We start from the raw sequence: 17932 nt of genomic DNA, 5'->3' as shown, positions 1-17932 counted from the left end.
TTACTTCGACCGGTTGGGCGTACCACGCCTGTCTTAACCTCAACTACTCGAACCGCCCGGTGCGGACCCGCATGCCGGGTGGTGTGGCAGGGGACCGGTCAGCTATGCTGGCCGCCCCTATGCCGATTTGGGATGCTTGCTTAAATCTCGCTCAGGCGCTCGGCCATGCGGGTCTGCCAGCCGGGGCCGGTGGCTTTCCAGCGGGCGATCACGTCGGCCGGCAGGCGCAGGGAAATCAGCTGGCGTGGATTGGCGAGCCGGGGGCGTCCGCCCTTTTTTGCTGTGCCGCGAGCCAGCATGTCGTCGGTGAGTTCCGGTAGTTCGATATATTCCTCGGGTTGAATGTGATGGGCATCAACCTTCGCCAGATCCGATCCCAAGGAGTGGGGCAATGCGTTTTTTTTCGCGCTCATTTGCTTTCCTCATGCTAAATACGTGGCGGCCGGCGAGGCGCGGCGTGTAGCCGATAACAACCATGCGGCCGTGCAGCAGGCCGTAACACAGAATGCGTTGTTCGCCGTAATTCTGGCGCACATCCTCGATTTCGAACGTAACACCGGCAAAGACGGCGAGCGCGTCAGCAAAATCCAGCCCGCGTTCGGCCAACGTCTTGTCGCGCTTGAGCACGTCGAAGGTGATGCGCATAAGGTTATTGTATTTACGAAAACCTATGGCGGCAAGCGCGGCATGGGGCCGGGCCGGGGAGGCGCTTTTTAGTAGGGCCTGGGCATTACAGCATGGGTGCGTTGAGGGTATTTTGAGCATCCTTAATTTTGTTACAAACGCTCACCATGTGTTACTGGCCCCACCGGTCGGATGCGGTACAGTGCTGCTGGTCGATATTTCAACCTGGAGCCCGTCATGACCGTCATTCATCAACTTGCCGCCGCTGCCGCCGTCACGCTCGCCGTGGCCGCGCAGGCCGCGCCCGTCGAATCGCTGACCACCGCCGGCACGCTGGTCGTCGTGCCCGCCTACGGCGAAGTCAAGCACGCCAACGACCTGGCCGTCATCACGCTGGCCGTCGAGGAGCAGGACAAGGACAAGGCTGCCGCCGCGTCGCGCGTCAACCTGAAAATGAAGCAGGGCATCGACATCGTCAAGCAGCAAGATCCGCGTGCCAGCCTGAAGACGCAAGGCTATTACACTTATCCGGTCTACCCGGAAGACCGTCCCATGCCCAATGGCGTGGCGCCGCGCCCGCGCGTGCCGACGGCCTGGCGCGTGGGCCAGTACCTGCAGGTGACCACCACCAGCCTCGACACGCTGCCCAAGACTGTGGCCGCCGCCCAGCGCGTGCTGACCCTGAACAGCCTGAACTTCGGCCTGACCCCGGAAACGACCAAAAAGCTCGATGACCAGCGCATCGCCGCCACCTACCAGAACCTCAACGAGCGCATCGTCTCGATCGCCAACGCCATGGGCCGCAAGGTTGGCGACGCCGTGCTCGATACCGTCGACTTCGAAGGTTCCGGCAACTACGCCCAGCCAGAACGCGCTGCCCCCATGCTGATGCGGGCCGCCAAAATGGCCGACAGCGCGGAAGTGGCTGAACCCAGTTTCGAGCCCGGTGAGACGACGTTGCAGATGCACGTTGTTGGCAAGGTACGGTTCCGCTAATTCCCGAACCGGAAACCGGGCTTGGCGGGCCAGAAACAGTGTTTGTCGGTCAATCTTGTTTTTGAGCATAGTTTTGCACTATAGGGAAAGGCATGCTGTTATAGGGCACCTGTTTTTTCACGGGTGAAATGCTGACTCTATGGAGTGGACCATGCTTAAGAACTTAACGATCAAGGCCCGCCTGGTCGCCGTCATCGCCTTTCTGTCGCTGGAGTTGGTGGTGGGCGCGGCAGTTGGCATCGTCGGGCTGTACCTCTCGGACACATCGATGCAGACCATGTATGCCGACCGTCTGGTCTGCCTTGGGCAGCTGGACCAGGTGGTACGCCTGCTCAGCAGCAACCAGATCAACGCTGCCAAGGCATTGACGGCGCCGCCGGACAAGGTCGGGCCCATGCTCGACGAGATCGAATCGAACATCCAGCAAGTGGGCAAGGTGTGGGGCGAGTACATGGCCACCACGCTCACGCCCGACGAGGAACGGCTTGCTGGCCAAGCGGCGGCCGCGCGTGCCGTGTTCCTGCGCGAAGGCTTGCTGCCCGTGGTGGCCGCGCTGCGCCACGATGACCGTGACCAGGCGGTGGCGCTGGTGCAGGGGCGGATGGCGCAGACGTTCGCGCCGCTGCGCCGCGCGATCGACGACCTGATCGCGCTGCAGCTCGACGTGGCGCGCGATACCTACCTCGGCGCCGACCAGCGTTATCGCTGGATACGCAACTGGTGCCTGGCTGGCCTGGCGCTGGGACTGCTGCTGGCCGCCGCCATCGGTTACTGGCTGGTGAAGGCCATCACCGTGCCGCTGAACGAGGCGGTGGAGCTGGCCGGTGCCATCGCCGGCGGCGACCTGACCCGCACCATCGTCGTGCGTGGTAACGATGAAACGGGGCGCCTGATGGCGGCCCTGCAAAAGATGAACGCCAGCCTGGTCAGCATCGTTGGCCAGGTGCGCAACGGTACGGACACCATCGCCGTGGCCACCGGCGAAATCGCGGCCGGCAACCAGGACCTGTCCTCGCGCACGGAGGAGCAAGCCAGCTCGCTGCAGGAGACGGCGGCCTCAATGGAGCAGCTGACGGCGACCGTCAGGCAGAACACGGAATACGCGATGCAGGCCAATACGCTGGCCGAATCGGCATCGGCCGTGGCGGCCAGGGGCGGCGAGGTGATCGGCCAGGTGGTCGGCACGATGGATGAAATCACCGATTCGGCCCGCAAGATCACGGACATCATCGGCGTGATCGACAGCATCGCGTTCCAGACCAATATCCTCGCCTTGAATGCGGCGGTGGAGGCGGCGCGTGCGGGCGAGCAGGGGCGCGGCTTCGCTGTCGTGGCCAGCGAGGTGCGTCACCTGGCCCATCGTTCCGCCGACGCGGCCAAGCAGATCAAGACGCTGATCGGCGCCTCGGTGGAGCGGGTGGAGGCCGGCAGCCAGTACGTGAGCGCCGCTGGCGATACCATGCGCGACATCGTCAGCAGTGTGCGCAAGGTGAGTGATATCATCGGCGATATCACGCTGGCCAGCAAGGAACAGAGCAGCGGCATCGAGCAGATCAGCATCGCCATCAGCCAGATGGACCAGGTGACGCAGCAGAACGCGGCGCTGGTGGAGCAGGCGGCCGCCGCGTCCGAGGCCATGCAAAGCCAGGCTGGCCGGTTGTCGCAGGTGGTGGGGCTGTTCAAGCTCGATCTGGCCGGCCGCGAACACAGCGCGCCAACCGCCTTGCGCCTGACCGCGCCCGCCGGTTAGCCGCATACCCGCTTAGCCGCCCAGCCGATTCGCCGCTTAGCCGATAATCCGCTTAGCCGCTTAGCCGCTTAGCCGCTTAGCCGCTTAGCCGCTTAGCCGCTTGGCTGGTTGGGCGGTTAGCCGGCGCGCCACGCGATACTGCCGGGAGCGCGGCTGGCTACTTGCGCGGCGGCGCTGGCGCCGGGGCGGCACGGCCATGCACACTATCTTCCTTCGCATTGGGGAGGTAAGCCGGCATGGGCGTCTCGTTCATCTTGTTCCTGGGCCTGTTTGGCCTGCCGCCCATCCTGTTCGTTGGCCTGACGGCGGGCGTTGTTCTCGGCCACGTCCGCATGCTAGCGCGCCAGCATCCGTGGCGGCTGGCCCTGGTGGCGGCGCTGATGGTGGCGGCGGCCTTGCCCGCCTTGCCGTTCGCGCTGGTGCTGGCCGGCGAAGTGCTGGTCCAGTGGCGCTGCGACGGCGCGGCTTGCGCCCAGGGCGGCGTGGGCGTGCTGCTGGTGGCGCATATCGCGTGGCTGGGCGGCGCGCTGCAATTTGTCACCGTCAAACTGGCCTTCAATGGCCGCTTCCTGCCCCGCTTGACCCTCAAATAGCCCCGATCCGCCCCTCCCCGTGGCCGACGATGGGCGAAGTTGCGCCGCGAAGTGCCTCTTTTGTTGTCTCGTCCTCTATAATGATGGCGCAACACGCTGACAAGAACAGCGTGCGCTTTACCTGTAGCACTTAGAATTGGAACAATATGGCAAATTTCCCCCGTCGCAGAGCCAAGAACGGCGCCAACCAGGGCGCCAAGGCGCCCAAGCTGTCCCGTTTGGGCCGCTTCGCGCGCCAGCCGCTGGCTGAGGGCGCCGCCAAGCCCCGTCCGCGCGGGATCTACCTGCTGCCCAACGCTTTCACGACGGCCGCGCTGTTCTGCGGCTTTTACGCCATCGTGATGGCCATGAACCAGCGTTTCGAGCATTCCGCCTGGGCCATCTTCATCGCCATGGTGCTGGACGGCCTCGATGGCCGCATCGCCCGCCTGACCAACACCCAGAGCGAATTCGGCGCCCAGTACGACAGCCTGTCGGACATGGTGTCGTTCGGCGCCGCGCCGGCGCTGGTGGTGTACGAATGGTCGCTGCGGGGCCTGGGCAAGCTGGGGTGGATCGCCGCTTTTGTTTATTGCGCCGGCGCCGCGCTGCGCCTGGCCCGCTTTAACACCAACATCGAAGTGGTCGACAAACGCTTCTTCCAGGGCTTGCCCAGCCCGTCCGCCGCCGCGCTGGTGGCCGGTTTCATCCTGCTGATGGTGGACCAGGAAGTGTCGGGCATTGAGCTGCGCTGGGTGTCGTGGGGCATCGCCGTGTTTGCCGGCCTGACCATGGTCACCAACGTGCCGTTCTACAGTTTTAAGGACGTCAATTTCCGCAAGTCGGTGCCGTTCATCGCCGTGTTCCTGATTGCGCTGATGTTCGCCCTTGTTTCGATCGACCCGCCCAAGGTGCTGTTCCCCATCTTCATCGCCTACGGCCTGTCCGGCTATGTTGTCTCGGCCTGGCGTCTGGCCAAGGGCAAGCCGGTCAGCCTGATCCAGACCGGCCATGAGCCGGTCGACCCGAGCGAACGCCGCTGATTGCGGCGGGCGGTCGGCCCACAGCTATTTTATGTAACGCCACGGAGCCATCATGAGTAACCTGTCCAACCGCCTGATCATTTTCGACACCACGCTGCGCGACGGCGAGCAATCGCCGGGCGCCTCGATGACGAAGGATGAGAAGATCCGCATCGCCAAGCAGCTCGAACGGCTGCGCGTGGATGTGATCGAGGCCGGTTTCGCCGCCGCCTCGCAGGGCGATTTCGAATCGATCAAGGCCATCGCCAGCACGGTGCGCGACTCGACCATCTGTTCGCTGTCGCGCGCCAATGACCGCGACATCTCGCGCGCGGCCGAGGCGCTCGCGCCAGCGGCCCGCAAGCGCATCCACACCTTCATCGCTACCTCGCCGCTGCACATGGAAATGAAGCTGCGCATGCAGCCGGACCAGGTGCTGGTGCAGGCGAAGAACGCGGTGCGCTTCGCGCGCCAGTTCACCGACGACATTGAATTCTCGTCGGAAGACGCCAGCCGCTCGGAAGAGGATTTCCTGTGCCGCGTGATCGAAGGCGTGATCGCCGAAGGCGCCACCACCATCAACTTCCCCGACACGGTGGGCTACGCCGTGCCGGAGCTGTTTGGCGAAACCATCCGCCGCCTGCGTGAGCGCATCCCCAATTCCGACAAGGCCATCTGGTCCGTGCACTGCCACAACGACCTGGGCCTGGCCGTGGCCAATTCGCTGGCCGGCGTGATGATAGGCGGCGCGCGCCAGATCGAGTGCACCATCAACGGTCTCGGTGAGCGTGCCGGCAACACGGCGCTGGAGGAAGTGGTGATGGCGCTGCGCACGCGCCACGGCTACTACAACCTGGACGTGGGCATCGACGCCACCCAGATCGTGCCGGCTTCCAAGATGGTGTCGCAGATCACGGGCTTCGCGGTGCAGCCGAACAAGGCGGTGGTGGGCGCCAACGCCTTCGCGCACGCATCGGGCATCCACCAGGATGGCATCCTGAAGGCGCGCGAAACCTATGAGATCATGCGCGCCGAAGACGTGGGCTGGACCGCCAACAAGATCGTGCTGGGCAAGCTGTCGGGCCGTAACGCCTTCAAGCAGCGCCTGCAGGAACTGGGCATCGAGCTCGATTCGGAAGCGGAAGTGAACGCCGCCTTCACCCGCTTCAAGGAACTGGCCGACCGCAAGGCAGACATCTTCGACGAGGACATCATGGCCCTCGTATCGGACGAACAGCAGGCGCAGGAGAGCGAGCACTATCGCTTCGTGTCGCTGGCCCAGCGCTCCGAGACAGGCGAGACGCCAGTGGCCAAGGTGGTGTTCTCCATCGACGGCCAGGAATACACTTGCGAAGGTCGCGGCGATGGCCCGGTGGATGCCACCGTCAACGCCATCGAAGGCCAGGCCGCCAGCGGCGCCGAGCTGGTGCTGTTCTCCGTGAACGCGATCAGCAATGGCACCCAGTCGCAGGGCGAGGTGACGATGCGCCTGTCCAAGGAAGGCCGCATCGTCAATGGTGTGGGCGCTGATCCCGACATCATCGTCGCGTCGGCCAAGGCTTACCTGTCGGCGCTCAACAAGCTGCACTCGAAGATCGAGCGGGTCAATCCGCAGATCTGATCTCCCGCCCGACCCGCCACCGGCGGCCTTGCGCCGGCCGGCGGCGGACAATGACAAGCGTTTGTCAGAAAATAACAAGATCGCGCTTCCCGATGGCCGGACAATGATGGTGCTCGCGGGAGCGGCACTGGCCTGGTCATCACGCTCCCGTTCCACAACACGCCGTCACAGAACGGCGGAACATCAAGGAGACCATGGTGCAGATCCTGCGCACGCCCGAGGCATGCTTTTCGAATTTGAAGGACTATCCCTTCGCCCCGCATTACCATCAGATCACGCCGGAACTGCGCCTGCATTACGTGGACGAAGGCCAGCGCGACGCGCCGCCGGTGCTGATGCTGCACGGCGAACCCACCTGGTCCTACCTGTACCGCCACATGATAGGCCCGGTGGCCGCGTCCGGCCTGCGGGTACTGGCGCCGGACCTGATCGGCTTTGGCAAGTCCGACAAGCCGGCCGCGCGCAGCGACTACAGCTACGCCGGCCAGGTGGCCTGGCTGCGCCACTGGATCGAGGCGCTCGATTTGCGCGACATCACGCTGGTGTGCCAGGACTGGGGCTCGCTGTTCGGCCTGCGGCTGGCGGCCGAGATGCCCGAGCGCTTCGCGCGTATCGTGCTCAGTAACGGCGGCCTGCCGGCCGGCACTGGCATGTCGCCCATGTTCCGTATCTGGCGCGCGTTCTCGCGCATCAGCCCGTGGTTCCCCATCGGCCGCATCGTCCAGGGGGGCACCAGACGCAAGCTGTCGCGCGAGGAGATCGCCGCCTACGACGCGCCATTCCCGAGCGCCGAGTACACGGCCGCCGCCCGCATCTACCCCTCGCTGGTGCCGGTGGAGCCCGACAACGTGGCCGTGCCCGACCAACTGCGCGCCTGGCAGGTGTACGATGGCTGGACCAAGCCCTTCCTGTGCTGCTACAGCGACGGCGACCCGATCACGCGCGGCCTGGACGCCGAGTTCAAGCGCCGCGTGCCGGGCGCCCAGGGCCAGCCCCACGCGACGCTGCGCGGTGGCCACTTCATCCAGGAGGATGATGGTGCCGCGTTCGCCCGGCTGGTCGTCCAGGCGTGCCGGCAAACCGTGTCGTGACCCGCGCCAGCGGCCGGCGCGGTAGTATGGCGGCATGGGTGGGGTGTGCGCACTGTCGACGGGGCGAGGCGGCCAATGGCGAAACGGTTGATGATAGAGGGGCGGGTACAGGGCGTGGGCTACCGCGCCGCGTTCGCGCGGCAGGCGCAGTTGCTGGGCCTGGAGGGCTGGGTGCGCAATTGCCGTGATGGTTCCGTGGAAGCGTGCGTCCACGGCGACCTGTCGGCCATGGAAGCGGTCATCGTGTGGGCCAGGCGTGGGCCGCCGTCCGCGCAGGTGCTTCACGTGGCGATCGAGGAATTGAGCGCCGACGGCCTGGCCGGGAGCGGCGTGCGGATACTGCCCACGGCTTAGCTTGCGGGCGGCAGTCCATCAGCGCCCCCAGTGCTTTTCCCGTTCCGGATCGGGGCCGTTGACCATCTTGCCGACCGTGCCGTTGGCCGCGAACTCCACGTACATGACGGAATCCCACACATCCTGTTCCTTGTAGCGGTACATCCATACGTCGGCCGGGCTGTAGGCGAAGCGCAGCACTTCGGCCGGGCGGCCGAACGTGTGCAGGATGGTGTCGCGGTTATCCTTGCCGATGCGCACGGCCGCGAAGCGGGCGCTGGTGAGCACCTGTTCGTAGGACACGAGCCGCCCCTGTGGATCGAGCCGCGCCATCCATGTGTACTGGCCGGCGGGCCCGCGCGCATATTCGAGCAGCGTATCGGCGCCGTCACGGTAGGTCGAGGTGGGCGTGCCCAGCGCGGCGCGCACGGCCGCTTCCGGCTCGCCCGGCGTGAGCGTGGCGCCACCCCAGCCCGCGCAACCGGCCATCAGTACGAAAAAAATTGCCAAAGAGGTCACATTTTTCATGGCATCACCGTCATCGAGGGGGAAGGTCAGTAAGAATTGTAGCCAACACTGGCAACGCGTGCCGTTTTTCCGATATACTTGCGGGTCTGGCCTTTCGGCCGGATTTTTTTGTGAAGTTCACGATGCGCAGGGTTCAGACTCCGTGCACCGCATGTTAAAGGTAAAATCATGACCGTAGAAAACATCAACAAAGCCGCCATCATCGCGGACAACGCCCGTGGTCAAAACGACACCGGCTCCCCAGAAGTTCAAGTTGCGCTGCTGACCGCACGTATCAACGAGCTGAACGGCCACTTCAAAGCCCACACCAAGGACCACCACTCGCGCCGCGGCCTGATCATGATGGTCAACCGTCGTAAGAGCCTGCTGTCCTACCTGAAGGGCAAAGATGCAACCCGTTACCGCGATCTGATCGCTAAACTCGGCCTGCGTAAGTAATTTTTGCGCCACCCGGTTTAAACCGAAATGCCTGCGCCAGTTCGCTGACGCGGGCATTTTGTCATTTAGCCCGGTGATTTATTGCTAAGAGGAATAGTCTCTTGGCACAGCAACATGGCATTCCCGAATACGGCACGGTGCGCGACCTACAACGCGGCGTGCGGCAACAGAGCAATCGTAGAGAGAGCAAGTGTAGTGCAAGCAGTAAAGGCGGACCATCTTACAAGGAGACGCCGCCTGTGGTGAGGTGAACGACAGCCCCTGAAAATCTGTCGGCAAATAGAAAGGGAATACCCATGTTTAACAAAGTTACGAAAACCTTCCAGTACGGCCAACATCAAGTCACGCTGGAAACCGGTGAAATCGCCCGCCAGGCATCGGGCGCGGTCATGGTGTCGATCGAAGACACCGTGATCCTGGCCACCGTGGTGGCAAAAAAGGATGCCAAGCCTGGTCAGGACTTCTTCCCGCTGACCGTTGATTACGTCGAGAAGACCTACGCCGCCGGCAAGATCCCCGGCGGTTTCTTCAAGCGCGAAGGCCGTCCTTCGGAAAAGGAAACGCTGACCTCGCGTCTGATCGATCGTCCTATCCGTCCGCTGTTCCCCGAAGGCTACCTGAATGAAGTGCAGATCATCATTCACGTGCTGTCGGTCAACCCAGAAATCGATCCGGACATCCCCGCCATGATCGGCGCCTCGGCCGCCCTGTGCGTGTCCGGCATCCCGTTCAACGGCCCGATCGGCGCCGCCCGCGTCGGTTACGCCAATGGCCAGTACATCCTGAACCCGACCGTCGAGCAACTGAAGACTTCGCAGATGGACCTGGTGGTGGCCGGTACCGAAACGGCCGTGCTGATGGTCGAATCGGAAGCGCAGCAACTGTCCGAAGAAATCATGCTGGGCGCCGTGGTCTATGGCCACGACCAGATGAAGGCCGTGATCGATGCGATCCACGAGCTGGTGCGCGACGGCGGCAAGCCGGAAGTGGAATGGGCGCCGCCTGCCAAGAACGAAGCGCTGATCGCCCGCGTGAAGCACTTCGCCGAAGCGAAGATCCGCGACGCCTACCTGACCCGCGACAAGCAAGAGCGTACCGCCAAGCTGAAGGCCGCCAGCAACGAAGTGCTGGCCGACCTGGCCGCCGAAGCGACCGCCGAGGCACCGGACCCTGTCGAAGTGGGCAACATCCTGTTCGACATGGAAGCCAAGATCGTGCGTTCGCAGATCCTGGAAGGCGAACCCCGTATCGACGGCCGCGACACCCGCACCGTGCGTCCGATCGCGATCCGCACCTCGGTGCTGCCACGCACCCACGGTTCGGCCCTGTTCACCCGCGGCGAAACGCAGGCGCTGGTGGTGGCCACCCTGGGCACGGCCCGCGACAGCCAGAAGATCGACGCGCTGATGGGCGAGTTCACTGACTCGTTCATGCTGCACTACAACATGCCACCGTTCGCCACCGGCGAAACGGGCCGCGTGGGCACGCCCAAGCGCCGCGAAATCGGCCACGGCCGCCTGGCCAAGCGCGCCCTGGTGGCCGCGCTGCCGTCGGCTGAAGAGTTCAGCTACTCGGTGCGCCTGGTGTCGGAAATCACCGAATCGAACGGTTCCTCGTCGATGGCTTCCGTCTGCGGCGGCTGCCTGGCGCTGATGGATGCCGGCGTGCCGATGAAAGAGCACGTGGCCGGTATCGCCATGGGCCTGATCAAGGAAGGCGGCCGCTTCGCCGTGCTGTCGGACATCCTGGGTGACGAAGACCACCTGGGCGACATGGACTTCAAGGTAGCCGGTACCCGTAACGGTATCACGGCGCTGCAGATGGACATCAAGATCATGGGCATCACCAAGGAAATCATGCAAGTGGCGCTGGCGCAAGCCAAGGAAGGCCGCGAGCACATCCTGGGCGAAATGCAGAAAGCCATGCCGCACGTGAAGACCGAGCTGTCGGACTTCGCACCGCGCCTGATCACCATCAAGATCAACCCTGAGAAGATCCGTGACGTGATCGGCAAGGGCGGCGCTGTGATCCGCGCGCTGACCGAAGAGACCGGCACCCAGATCGACATCAGCGACGAAGGCGTGGTCACCATCGCCTCCGTGGACGCTGCCGCCGGCCAGGAAGCCAAGCGCCGCATCGAAGAGCTGACCGCCTCGGTCGAAGTGGGCAAGACCTACGACGGCGTGGTGCTGAAGCTGCTGGACTTCGGCGCGATCGTGCAAGTCATGCCGGGCAAGGATGGTCTGCTGCACATCTCGCAGATCGCCAATGAGCGCGTGAACGCCGTGGCCGACTACCTGAAAGAAGGCCAGGCCGTGCGCGTGAAAGTGCTGGAAACGGACGACCGCGGCCGTCTGAAGCTGTCGATGAAAGCGGCCACTGAAGAAGGCGCTGCCACCGCAGCCCAGTAAGTTCTTCGGCTTAGGCTGAAACAGAAAACCGCCAGTGCGTGAGCCTGGCGGTTTTTTTATTTGAGCGCGGGGTTGGCGCCTGAGCGGCTTCGGTTGCTTTCTCGATACGACGGTAGTTCGCGGCTGTTAGGCCGCTTTATGTTCACCGCAGCTCGACTTTCGCTAGGACGGTTTGATCAAATTATCATTATCTGGCAAGGTTGGTTTTTTTAAAACGTCGCAATGACGTCCACGTCACGTTCAGGAGAGAGCAGAGGGGAAGTTCCGGCATTGTGCCTTGAGCCGCATTTTTGGCAGATTGCTGGAACTGAACTCCGGCCCGCGATCGCGCCGGTCAATACAGCGTTCGCATCAATGATCAATTTCGACTGTGCTTTCGCTGGGTCGCCGGCAACGCAGAGGACGTTGAGATTGTTGATTATCATTACTAAGTTGAGGTTCCGGCCATGAGTAAAAAACTCCCTGCAATTCACCCCGGAGAGATTCTTCGTGAGGAGTACATGCTACCGTTGGGGCTGTCCTCTACCGCATTGGCCAAGGCGCTTGGCGTAACGCCGGCGCGCATCAATGAGATTGTTCGAGAGAAGCGCGGTATTTCCGCTGATACGGCATTGCGGCTGGCGCGCTTCTTCTGCACCGACGTACAGTCTTGGCTCAACTTACAGCAGCAATACGAAATTAGCTGTGCGCAGGATGCGCTGGGAACGGCGCTCACCGCAATTAAGCCGTGGGCGCGAACGAGGGCTGCTGTATGACTTGCACCTTCCTGGGCACCGCATTGGCTAAGGTCACGGCCCTCCGCAGGCACAGGATATCAAGGCTGGTTCCGGTAACACGCCCTGAGCCGCCCGTAGTCATAGTAGAAGCTGTCTGACCCGATGCGGGCGCTGTCGCATGCGGGCTTGAACGCGGTTTCCTTCTCGTTGTACAGCATGCGCACCAGCGTGTTTCCGTCAGCGTTACGATACACATCCCACTGCACATTGGCAGCCATGGGCGCCACCGTTTCACCGCGCCACGGGCTATTGTCGTAGCGGTAGGTGACGTCATCGGGCAGCGATTCGGACATGCCGCGCAGTCCCAGCAAGGCGGCGAACGGCACCACGGTTTCGGCGTGGGCGAAGCGTAGCTTGGCGGCCTGCGACAAGTCGCCGCGTGCCGCCGCATCGGCTGTATTGAAGAAGTCGTCCAGCAGCAGTTGCGCCATGCGGTAGGTGACGCCGCCGCTGCCCGCGCTGGCAGGGCCTTTTCGGTAGAAGCTGATCGCATCGTCCGTCTCGGCGAAGACCGCGGCCTGCGCGGATGGCAAGTAGCGGCCGAAGTCCGCCACGCCTTCGCCTTGCATGTCGGCCGCCGCGCAGTACAGTTCATACAGCGCGAGCGCCGCCGACGTGGGATTGTCGATGACGGTGTGGCCATCCCCGGTCAAGGTCTGGACCAATTTGCCGTCGTTGCTGGTGTAGCTGTAGGTGCCGCTGTTGGTGCTGCGCCGCCCTTGTGAAAAGGATGCGACGAAGGCGGGCGTGAACAGGCGCGCCAGCACTACCTGTGCCGCTTCGGCCAGGCGTGGCTGGTTCAGGATTTCGCCTTCCTTGGTGTGCAGGTCGGCGCTGCTGGCGTAGGCCTGGTAGGCCTGGCTGTCCATGTAGGTGCGATAGAGCGGATCGGCTGGGTCGCTGCCCTTGTCCTGCTTTGCGTTCAACTGGTGGAAGTAGAGCTGGTAGCGATCCGTCCCCGCCGGGCGCTTGCCGTCCGCGCTGGCGGCCTGCGGCGCGCGTGCGGGCGGATAGTCCAGCAGCGGCGCCAGCCCGGCCTGCCGCGCCAGCAGCGCCTGGACGAAGAAGGCGCCGCTGTCCACCGCCCGGTCTTTGCCGGAGGTGACGACGGTGATCCGGCGCGGCTGCTGCGCCGCGCTGGCGGCGGCGTCACGGAACAGTTCCGGCAGCCGTTGTTGCATGCGCTGGGCCAGCGCCGTGTGTTCCTGTATGCCCTGCATGGTCTCGTTGCCGTATCCGGGCTTGCTGATGCCGGGCACGCCGTAACCGAGCAGGAAATTGGCCCGCATCAGCTGGCGCAGGTCCGGCCCCAGCGCCGCGCCCAGCGGTGTGAGCGCGCCTTCCTGGCTGGCTTGCAGCCACAGGTTGTACAGGGCCAGGTCGGTCTTGAAGCCGGTCAGCCCGCGCGCGCCATGGCGCGCCAGCATCTGGGTCTGCACGGCGTGGTAGCCAGCAGGGACGGGCTGGTAGCGCGCCATCTCCTGTTGCGGTTGATACGGCGTCTTGGTCTGGTAGAAGCGTTCCCCGCTGGCGCCGGCTTGTGCGCCGGCGCACAGCAGCGCACACGCCAGCGCGAGCGCGGCGGGGCGCGCAAGCCGCATCGCGCTTGATTGTCCGCGCATCAGAAATCAATCCGCAGATTGACGCTGGCCGTGCGCGGCGCGCCCACGTTCAGGTAGTTCTCCTGGTAGAAGGTCCAGTACTTGCGGTTGCCGGCGTTGGTGATATTGGCGCGCAGGCTCACCATCTTGCCGCCGATGCGCGAGCGGTAGTTCAGGCCCGCGTCGAACAGCGCATACGAAGACAGCGTGTGCACATTGGCTGCATCCATGGCCAGTTGGCCCAGGTACTGGGTGCCTGCGTGCAGCGCCAGGCCAGGCAGGGCGACGGGACGCCACGTCATCTGCAGCGACGCCTGCCGCTTGGGCGCACCCACGGCGCGCTTGCCGGTGACGGCCGGCGCCGCGTCCTGCAGCGTCGCATCGAGCAGCAGCAGGCCGCCTTCGATCGACAGGTTTTTCGCGGCCTGCACGACGGTGTTGAACTCCAGGCCCTGGTAGCGGGTTTGGCCGTCGGCCACGTAGACGTTGGCGGCGTTGGTGTATTGCGCGCCCCGTTCGATGCGGAACAGGGCGGCGCTGGCGTTCCAGCCCGCGCGTTCGGTCTTCACGCCCGCCTCAGCCTGCTTGCTCTTGAGCGGCGCGAAGGTCTGGTTGGCGTTCGCGGTGTTGGTGGGAGCGTTGCTGGCCTGTTCCAGCGCTTCCACGTAGCTGCCGTAGAAGGTGGTGTCGGCGGCCGGCTTGTACATCAGGGCCAGCGTGGGCGTCGTCTTGTTGGCCGGGTAGCTGGCGCTGACGGCGTTGGCGGTGGTGTAGGCCACGTCCTTGAAGCGCGTGTAGCGCAGGCCGGCCAGCGCCGACCAGCCGCCAGGCAGTTGCACCGTGTCGCTGGCGAACAGCGCGTCCTGGGTGGTCTTGCCGTCTTCGTAGGTGCCGCCGCTGTAGTTCACGTTGGTCACCGAGAACAGCGTGGGTGCGTACAGGTTGCCGGTGCCGATGGTGGGCTTGGGGGTGACGACCGACGATACCGACGTCAGTTCCTGCGTCATCGCGCCGGCCACGATCTGGTGCCGCAGCGCGCCGGTGACGGCGTTGCCTTCCACGCTGGCCTGCCATTGCTTGAAGTGGTAGCCATGCAGTTCCGACGTGGCGCGGTCGCGGTAATTGCCGCTGTCGCTGGTCAGGTAGTACTGGTCCTTCTTGTAGACGCGCGTGGAGTCGGAGGTGCGGTACGAAACGTTGGCGCGCCAGTCCGGCGCCAGCTGGTACAGCAGGCCCAGGGTGCCGAGGTCGAATTCGACATTGTTGCCGGCGCCTGCGCTGTTCAGGTGCGTGTCGCCGCGCAGTGGCGCGGGCAGCGTGAATTGCGGGCTGGTGATGATGTCGGTGCCGCCAACGGTGCGGCGCCGCTGGTACAGCGCGTCGTAGGACAGGGCGAGGTCGGGCGTGACGTGCCAGTCCAGGTTCAGCCCAGCGGCATTGCGGTTGATGGAGCCGTCGTCCTCGGCCACGCCGCCATCCTCGTGCACCAGGTTCAGGCGGTAGCCCACGCTGGCGTCCTCTCCCACGCGGCCGTCCATGTCGACGTGCTCCTTGATGGCGCCACCTTGCTGGTAGCCCACCGCTGCACTGAAGCTGCGCTCCGTGGTGGGGCGCTTGCTGACGTAGTTGACGATGCCACCGGGCGAACCGAAGCCGTACATGAAGCCGGACAGGCCCTTGAGCACTTCAATGCTCTCGAACATTTCAAGCGGCATCTCGGTGCCACGGTTGATGTTGGCCAGGCCGTCGATCTTGTAGCCGTTCAGGTCATCGATCCGCAAGCCGCGCATGGCGATGGTGGCCGGGTGGGTGCCCACGCTGGGGCTGATGGCCGTTACGGAGGCGTCGTACTTGAGCACTTCGGCGATGCTGGTGGCCAGCCGGTCTTCGATTTCATCGCTGCTGACGGCCTTGGTGGAGAACGGCGTATCGAGCTCGGAGCGGCGTCCCAGCGCGCCGCCGCTGACGCTGTCGCCCAGCTTCTTCTTTTCGACGGTGGCTTTGACGACCACCTGGGTCAGCGCGGCGGCCGGCGCCAGGGCGTCGCCGGCCCAGGCTTGCTGGGCGTGGACTGGGGGCATGGTCGTGGTGGACAGGCCGGCGGCAGCCAGCGCCAGGGTTAATCGGGAAGCGCGCGGGGCGGGGCGGGAGGATGGGCAGGGGAACATGGATCGTCGTCGGTGCGGGGCGCTGCGTCGGCTGCCGGCAGGCAGGCCGTGCATAGCCAGATTGGAAAATGCGCAATGTTATCCAAGTTACATGACGGCCATGTGACAGCGCCGCCATGCAAGAGCCGCCCAGGTGGGGCAGCAGCGGGCGGGCGATCAGCCAGGGCGGATCAAGATTGACTTTATGAAAACATTGCCGTACGCTGCGCGCTCTGTGCAACCGAGGCAAAGCGCTGCCTGACGCGCTGGCCTCTTACTGAAAGCTTGTCATGTCCTCGTCACCGAAAAAACAACTGGCCCGTGCGCTGTCCGCGTGCGCCGCCTTGCTGGCTACGCTGGCGGGCGCGCCCGCCGCCCACGCCGATACATGGGATGACTGGAACAAGCCCGTGGCGCCCTTCAAGATCTATGGCGACAGCTACTATGTCGGCGTCCAGGGTTTGAGCGCCGTGCTGGTGACCTCGCCCCAGGGCCATATCCTGATCGACGGCGCGTTTCCCGAATCGGCGCAGCACATCGCAGACAGTGTGCGCGCCCTTGGCTTTCGTGTGGAGGACATCAAGTACATATTGAATTCGCACGCCCACGTGGACCACGCGGGCGGCATCGCCGAACTGCAGCGCATGAGCGGCGCCACGGTGCTGGCCGGCCCGTCCGCCGCGGCGGCGCTACAACGGGGCAAGATGGGACCAGACGATCCGCAGTACAAGGACACCACGCCCTATCCGCCCGTGACCCATGTGGGTACCGTGCACGATGGCGAGGTGGTGGCGCTGGGCGCCAACCGGCTGACGGCCCGCTACACGCCCGGCCACACGCAGGGCGGTGTCAGCTGGACCTGGGAGGCGTGCGAGCAGCAGCAATGCGCTGCCATCGTCTATGCGGACAGTATCAACGCCATTTCCAGCGACGATTTCAAGTTCAGCGACAACGCGCGCTATCCGAACGTGGTGCAGGACCTGCAACACAGCTTTGCCGTGCTTGAGGGACTGCGCTGCGACATCATGGTGGCAGTGCATCCCGGCTCTGGCGACCTTTGGGAAAAGATGGCAAAGGCGAACGGCAAGCCGCATGCGCTGCTGGGGGACCCGGGCGCCTGCAAACAATATGTCGCGGAGGCCCGGAAGACGCTGGCCCGGCGCCTGGACAGGGAGCGGAGTGCCCAATGAACCAGCGGGTGCCGCCGGTCGAAGACTTCGCCGCTCATTACGAGGAGTGGATGCTGAAGGGCGACCACTTTCCAGGGCGGCTGTCGAACCACACGCTGTACCTGCATGGCGCGGGCAGCAGTTCGCGCCATGGCCATCGTTTGCTGCGCCAGGCGCTGCAAACGCGCGGCGTGGGGTCGACCTGCTTTGACTGCATCGGTCACGGCGACACGGGCGGCACGCTGGCGCAATCTTCCGTCGCCAGCCGCACACGCCAGGCGCAGGCGGTGATCGCGGCACGCGGTCTGACGGCACCACTGACAGTGTTCGGGGCCAGCATGGGCGCCTACAACGCCATCAAGTTGACGGAGCTGCACCAGGTCGACGCCCTGGTGCTGATGGTGCCGGGCGTTTACACGCCGGCGGCCTATGAAGTGCCATTCGGGCCGGATTTTTCCGCCATCATCCGCCGTGAGCGCAGCTGGGTGGATAGCGACGCGTGGCCGATCCTGTCGCGCTTCGAGGGCGCGCTGCTGGTGATCGCGGCTGAACACGATGCCGTCATTCCACTGGAAATCCCGCAACGCCTCGTGGAGGCGGCAGGGCGCGCACGTGCGCGTCGCCTGCATGTGGTGGAAGGGGCGGAGCATAACCGGCTATGGTCACTGCTGGCGGAACAGCCGGCGCGCTTCGATGCGACGGTGGACATGGTGGCCGGCTTCATCTCCCGTTGACTGGCGGCGCGCAGGGGAAGGGCGGAAGGCAGTAGGAGTCGAACTTACGAGGGAGCGGCTGACGCCCCCCACCGGGTTTGAAGCCCGGCCCCATCACCGGATGAGTATGCCTTCCTCGT

Annotated in this window: 17 protein-coding genes, 1 tRNA gene and 1 pseudogene; 13 read left to right on the top strand and 6 right to left on the bottom strand. The window is 64.5% G+C overall.

The genetic code is table 11. The features are described 5' to 3' along the window. Positions 1-140: 140 nt before the first annotated feature. Positions 141-413: a BrnA antitoxin family protein gene (locus tag H3H36_RS04805; RefSeq protein ID WP_182214673.1), complete on the bottom strand. Its 273-nt coding sequence runs from the start codon at positions 411-413 to the stop codon at positions 141-143. Further along, positions 355-645: a BrnT family toxin gene (locus H3H36_RS04800; RefSeq protein ID WP_182214671.1), complete on the bottom strand. Its 291-nt coding sequence runs from the start codon at positions 643-645 to the stop codon at positions 355-357. The genes H3H36_RS04805 and H3H36_RS04800 overlap by 59 nt, the downstream gene beginning before the upstream one ends. 216 nt (positions 646-861) lie before the next feature. Between H3H36_RS04800 and H3H36_RS04795 the strand changes: the two genes are divergently transcribed. The 7 genes from H3H36_RS04795 (at position 862) to H3H36_RS04765 (ending at position 8030) form a co-directional block, all read left to right on the top strand. Next, positions 862-1620 carry an SIMPL domain-containing protein gene (locus tag H3H36_RS04795; RefSeq protein ID WP_182214668.1) on the top strand — a complete coding sequence of 253 codons (759 nt, stop codon included), beginning with the start codon at positions 862-864 and terminating at the stop codon, positions 1618-1620. 151 nt (positions 1621-1771) lie between these two features. Next, positions 1772-3370: a methyl-accepting chemotaxis protein gene (locus H3H36_RS27450; protein ID WP_182214665.1), complete on the top strand. Its 1599-nt coding sequence runs from the start codon at positions 1772-1774 to the stop codon at positions 3368-3370. A gap of 236 nt (positions 3371-3606) precedes the next feature. Then, on the top strand, positions 3607-3963 hold the full coding sequence (locus H3H36_RS04785) for a hypothetical protein (RefSeq protein WP_182214662.1): 357 nt from the start codon (positions 3607-3609) through the stop codon (positions 3961-3963). A gap of 146 nt (positions 3964-4109) precedes the next feature. Next, entirely contained in the window at positions 4110-4985 is an 876-nt protein-coding gene (gene pssA / locus H3H36_RS04780) for a CDP-diacylglycerol--serine O-phosphatidyltransferase (protein WP_182214660.1), read from the top strand. A gap of 52 nt (positions 4986-5037) precedes the next feature. Then, positions 5038-6585, top strand: coding sequence for a 2-isopropylmalate synthase (locus H3H36_RS04775; protein WP_182214658.1), 1548 nt, complete (start codon positions 5038-5040; stop codon positions 6583-6585). Positions 6586-6779: 194 nt separating this feature from the next. After that, entirely contained in the window at positions 6780-7676 is an 897-nt protein-coding gene (locus H3H36_RS04770; RefSeq protein ID WP_220459645.1) for a haloalkane dehalogenase, read from the top strand. A gap of 75 nt (positions 7677-7751) precedes the next feature. Next, positions 7752-8030, top strand: coding sequence for an acylphosphatase (locus tag H3H36_RS04765; protein WP_182214655.1), 279 nt, complete (start codon positions 7752-7754; stop codon positions 8028-8030). Between the two features lie 18 nt (positions 8031-8048). Here the strand turns inward: H3H36_RS04765 and H3H36_RS04760 are convergent, their stop codons facing one another. Beyond that, complete coding sequence (locus H3H36_RS04760) at positions 8049-8528, bottom strand: hypothetical protein (protein ID WP_311196574.1); 480 nt, start codon at positions 8526-8528, stop codon at positions 8049-8051. 177 nt (positions 8529-8705) lie between these two features. Here H3H36_RS04760 and rpsO point away from each other — a divergent pair, with 177 nt between their 5' ends. The 4 genes and pseudogenes from rpsO to H3H36_RS04740 all read left to right on the top strand — a co-directional run bounded on the left by rpsO (position 8706) and on the right by H3H36_RS04740 (position 12141). Further along, a complete protein-coding gene (rpsO, locus tag H3H36_RS04755) occupies positions 8706-8975 on the top strand; it encodes a 30S ribosomal protein S15 (RefSeq protein ID WP_182214651.1) in 270 nt (89 codons plus the stop codon). 296 nt (positions 8976-9271) lie between these two features. Continuing rightward, on the top strand, positions 9272-11386 hold the full coding sequence (gene pnp, locus H3H36_RS04750) for a polyribonucleotide nucleotidyltransferase (protein ID WP_182214643.1): 2115 nt from the start codon (positions 9272-9274) through the stop codon (positions 11384-11386). Between the two features lie 323 nt (positions 11387-11709). Next, a pseudogene (locus H3H36_RS27920) lies at positions 11710-11817 on the top strand (type II toxin-antitoxin system RelE/ParE family toxin); the annotation flags it as partial. A 15-nt stretch (positions 11818-11832) separates the two neighbouring features. Further along, complete coding sequence (locus H3H36_RS04740) at positions 11833-12141, top strand: HigA family addiction module antitoxin (protein WP_182214640.1); 309 nt, start codon at positions 11833-11835, stop codon at positions 12139-12141. Between the two features lie 59 nt (positions 12142-12200). Here the strand turns inward: H3H36_RS04740 and H3H36_RS04735 are convergent, their stop codons facing one another. Together H3H36_RS04735 and H3H36_RS04730 are read right to left on the bottom strand one after the other, a co-directional pair. Further along, positions 12201-13784, bottom strand: a complete 1584-nt coding sequence (locus H3H36_RS04735; protein WP_229219732.1) for a histidine-type phosphatase — start codon at positions 13782-13784, stop codon at positions 12201-12203. Next, positions 13784-15844: a TonB-dependent siderophore receptor gene (locus H3H36_RS04730; RefSeq protein WP_229219731.1), complete on the bottom strand. Its 2061-nt coding sequence runs from the start codon at positions 15842-15844 to the stop codon at positions 13784-13786. The genes H3H36_RS04735 and H3H36_RS04730 overlap by 1 nt, the downstream gene beginning before the upstream one ends. Before the next feature lie 356 nt (positions 15845-16200). Between H3H36_RS04730 and bla the strand changes: the two genes are divergently transcribed. Together bla and H3H36_RS04720 are read left to right on the top strand one after the other, a co-directional pair. Next, a complete protein-coding gene (gene bla / locus H3H36_RS04725) occupies positions 16201-17100 on the top strand; it encodes a subclass B3 metallo-beta-lactamase (RefSeq protein ID WP_182214635.1) in 900 nt (299 codons plus the stop codon). After that, on the top strand, positions 17097-17813 hold the full coding sequence (locus H3H36_RS04720; RefSeq protein WP_182214632.1) for an alpha/beta fold hydrolase: 717 nt from the start codon (positions 17097-17099) through the stop codon (positions 17811-17813). Before bla ends, H3H36_RS04720 begins: the two co-directional genes overlap by 4 nt. A 22-nt stretch (positions 17814-17835) precedes the next feature. On the opposite strand, the gene H3H36_RS04715 is transcribed toward H3H36_RS04720, so the two are convergent. After that, positions 17836-17928, bottom strand: a tRNA-Sec gene (locus H3H36_RS04715). Positions 17929-17932 lie beyond the last annotated feature (4 nt).

Source organism: Rugamonas fusca (genome assembly GCF_014042365.1).
Classification (GTDB): domain Bacteria; phylum Pseudomonadota; class Gammaproteobacteria; order Burkholderiales; family Burkholderiaceae_D; genus Rugamonas; species Rugamonas fusca.
This window is presented reverse-complemented; position numbering and strand designations above follow the sequence as displayed.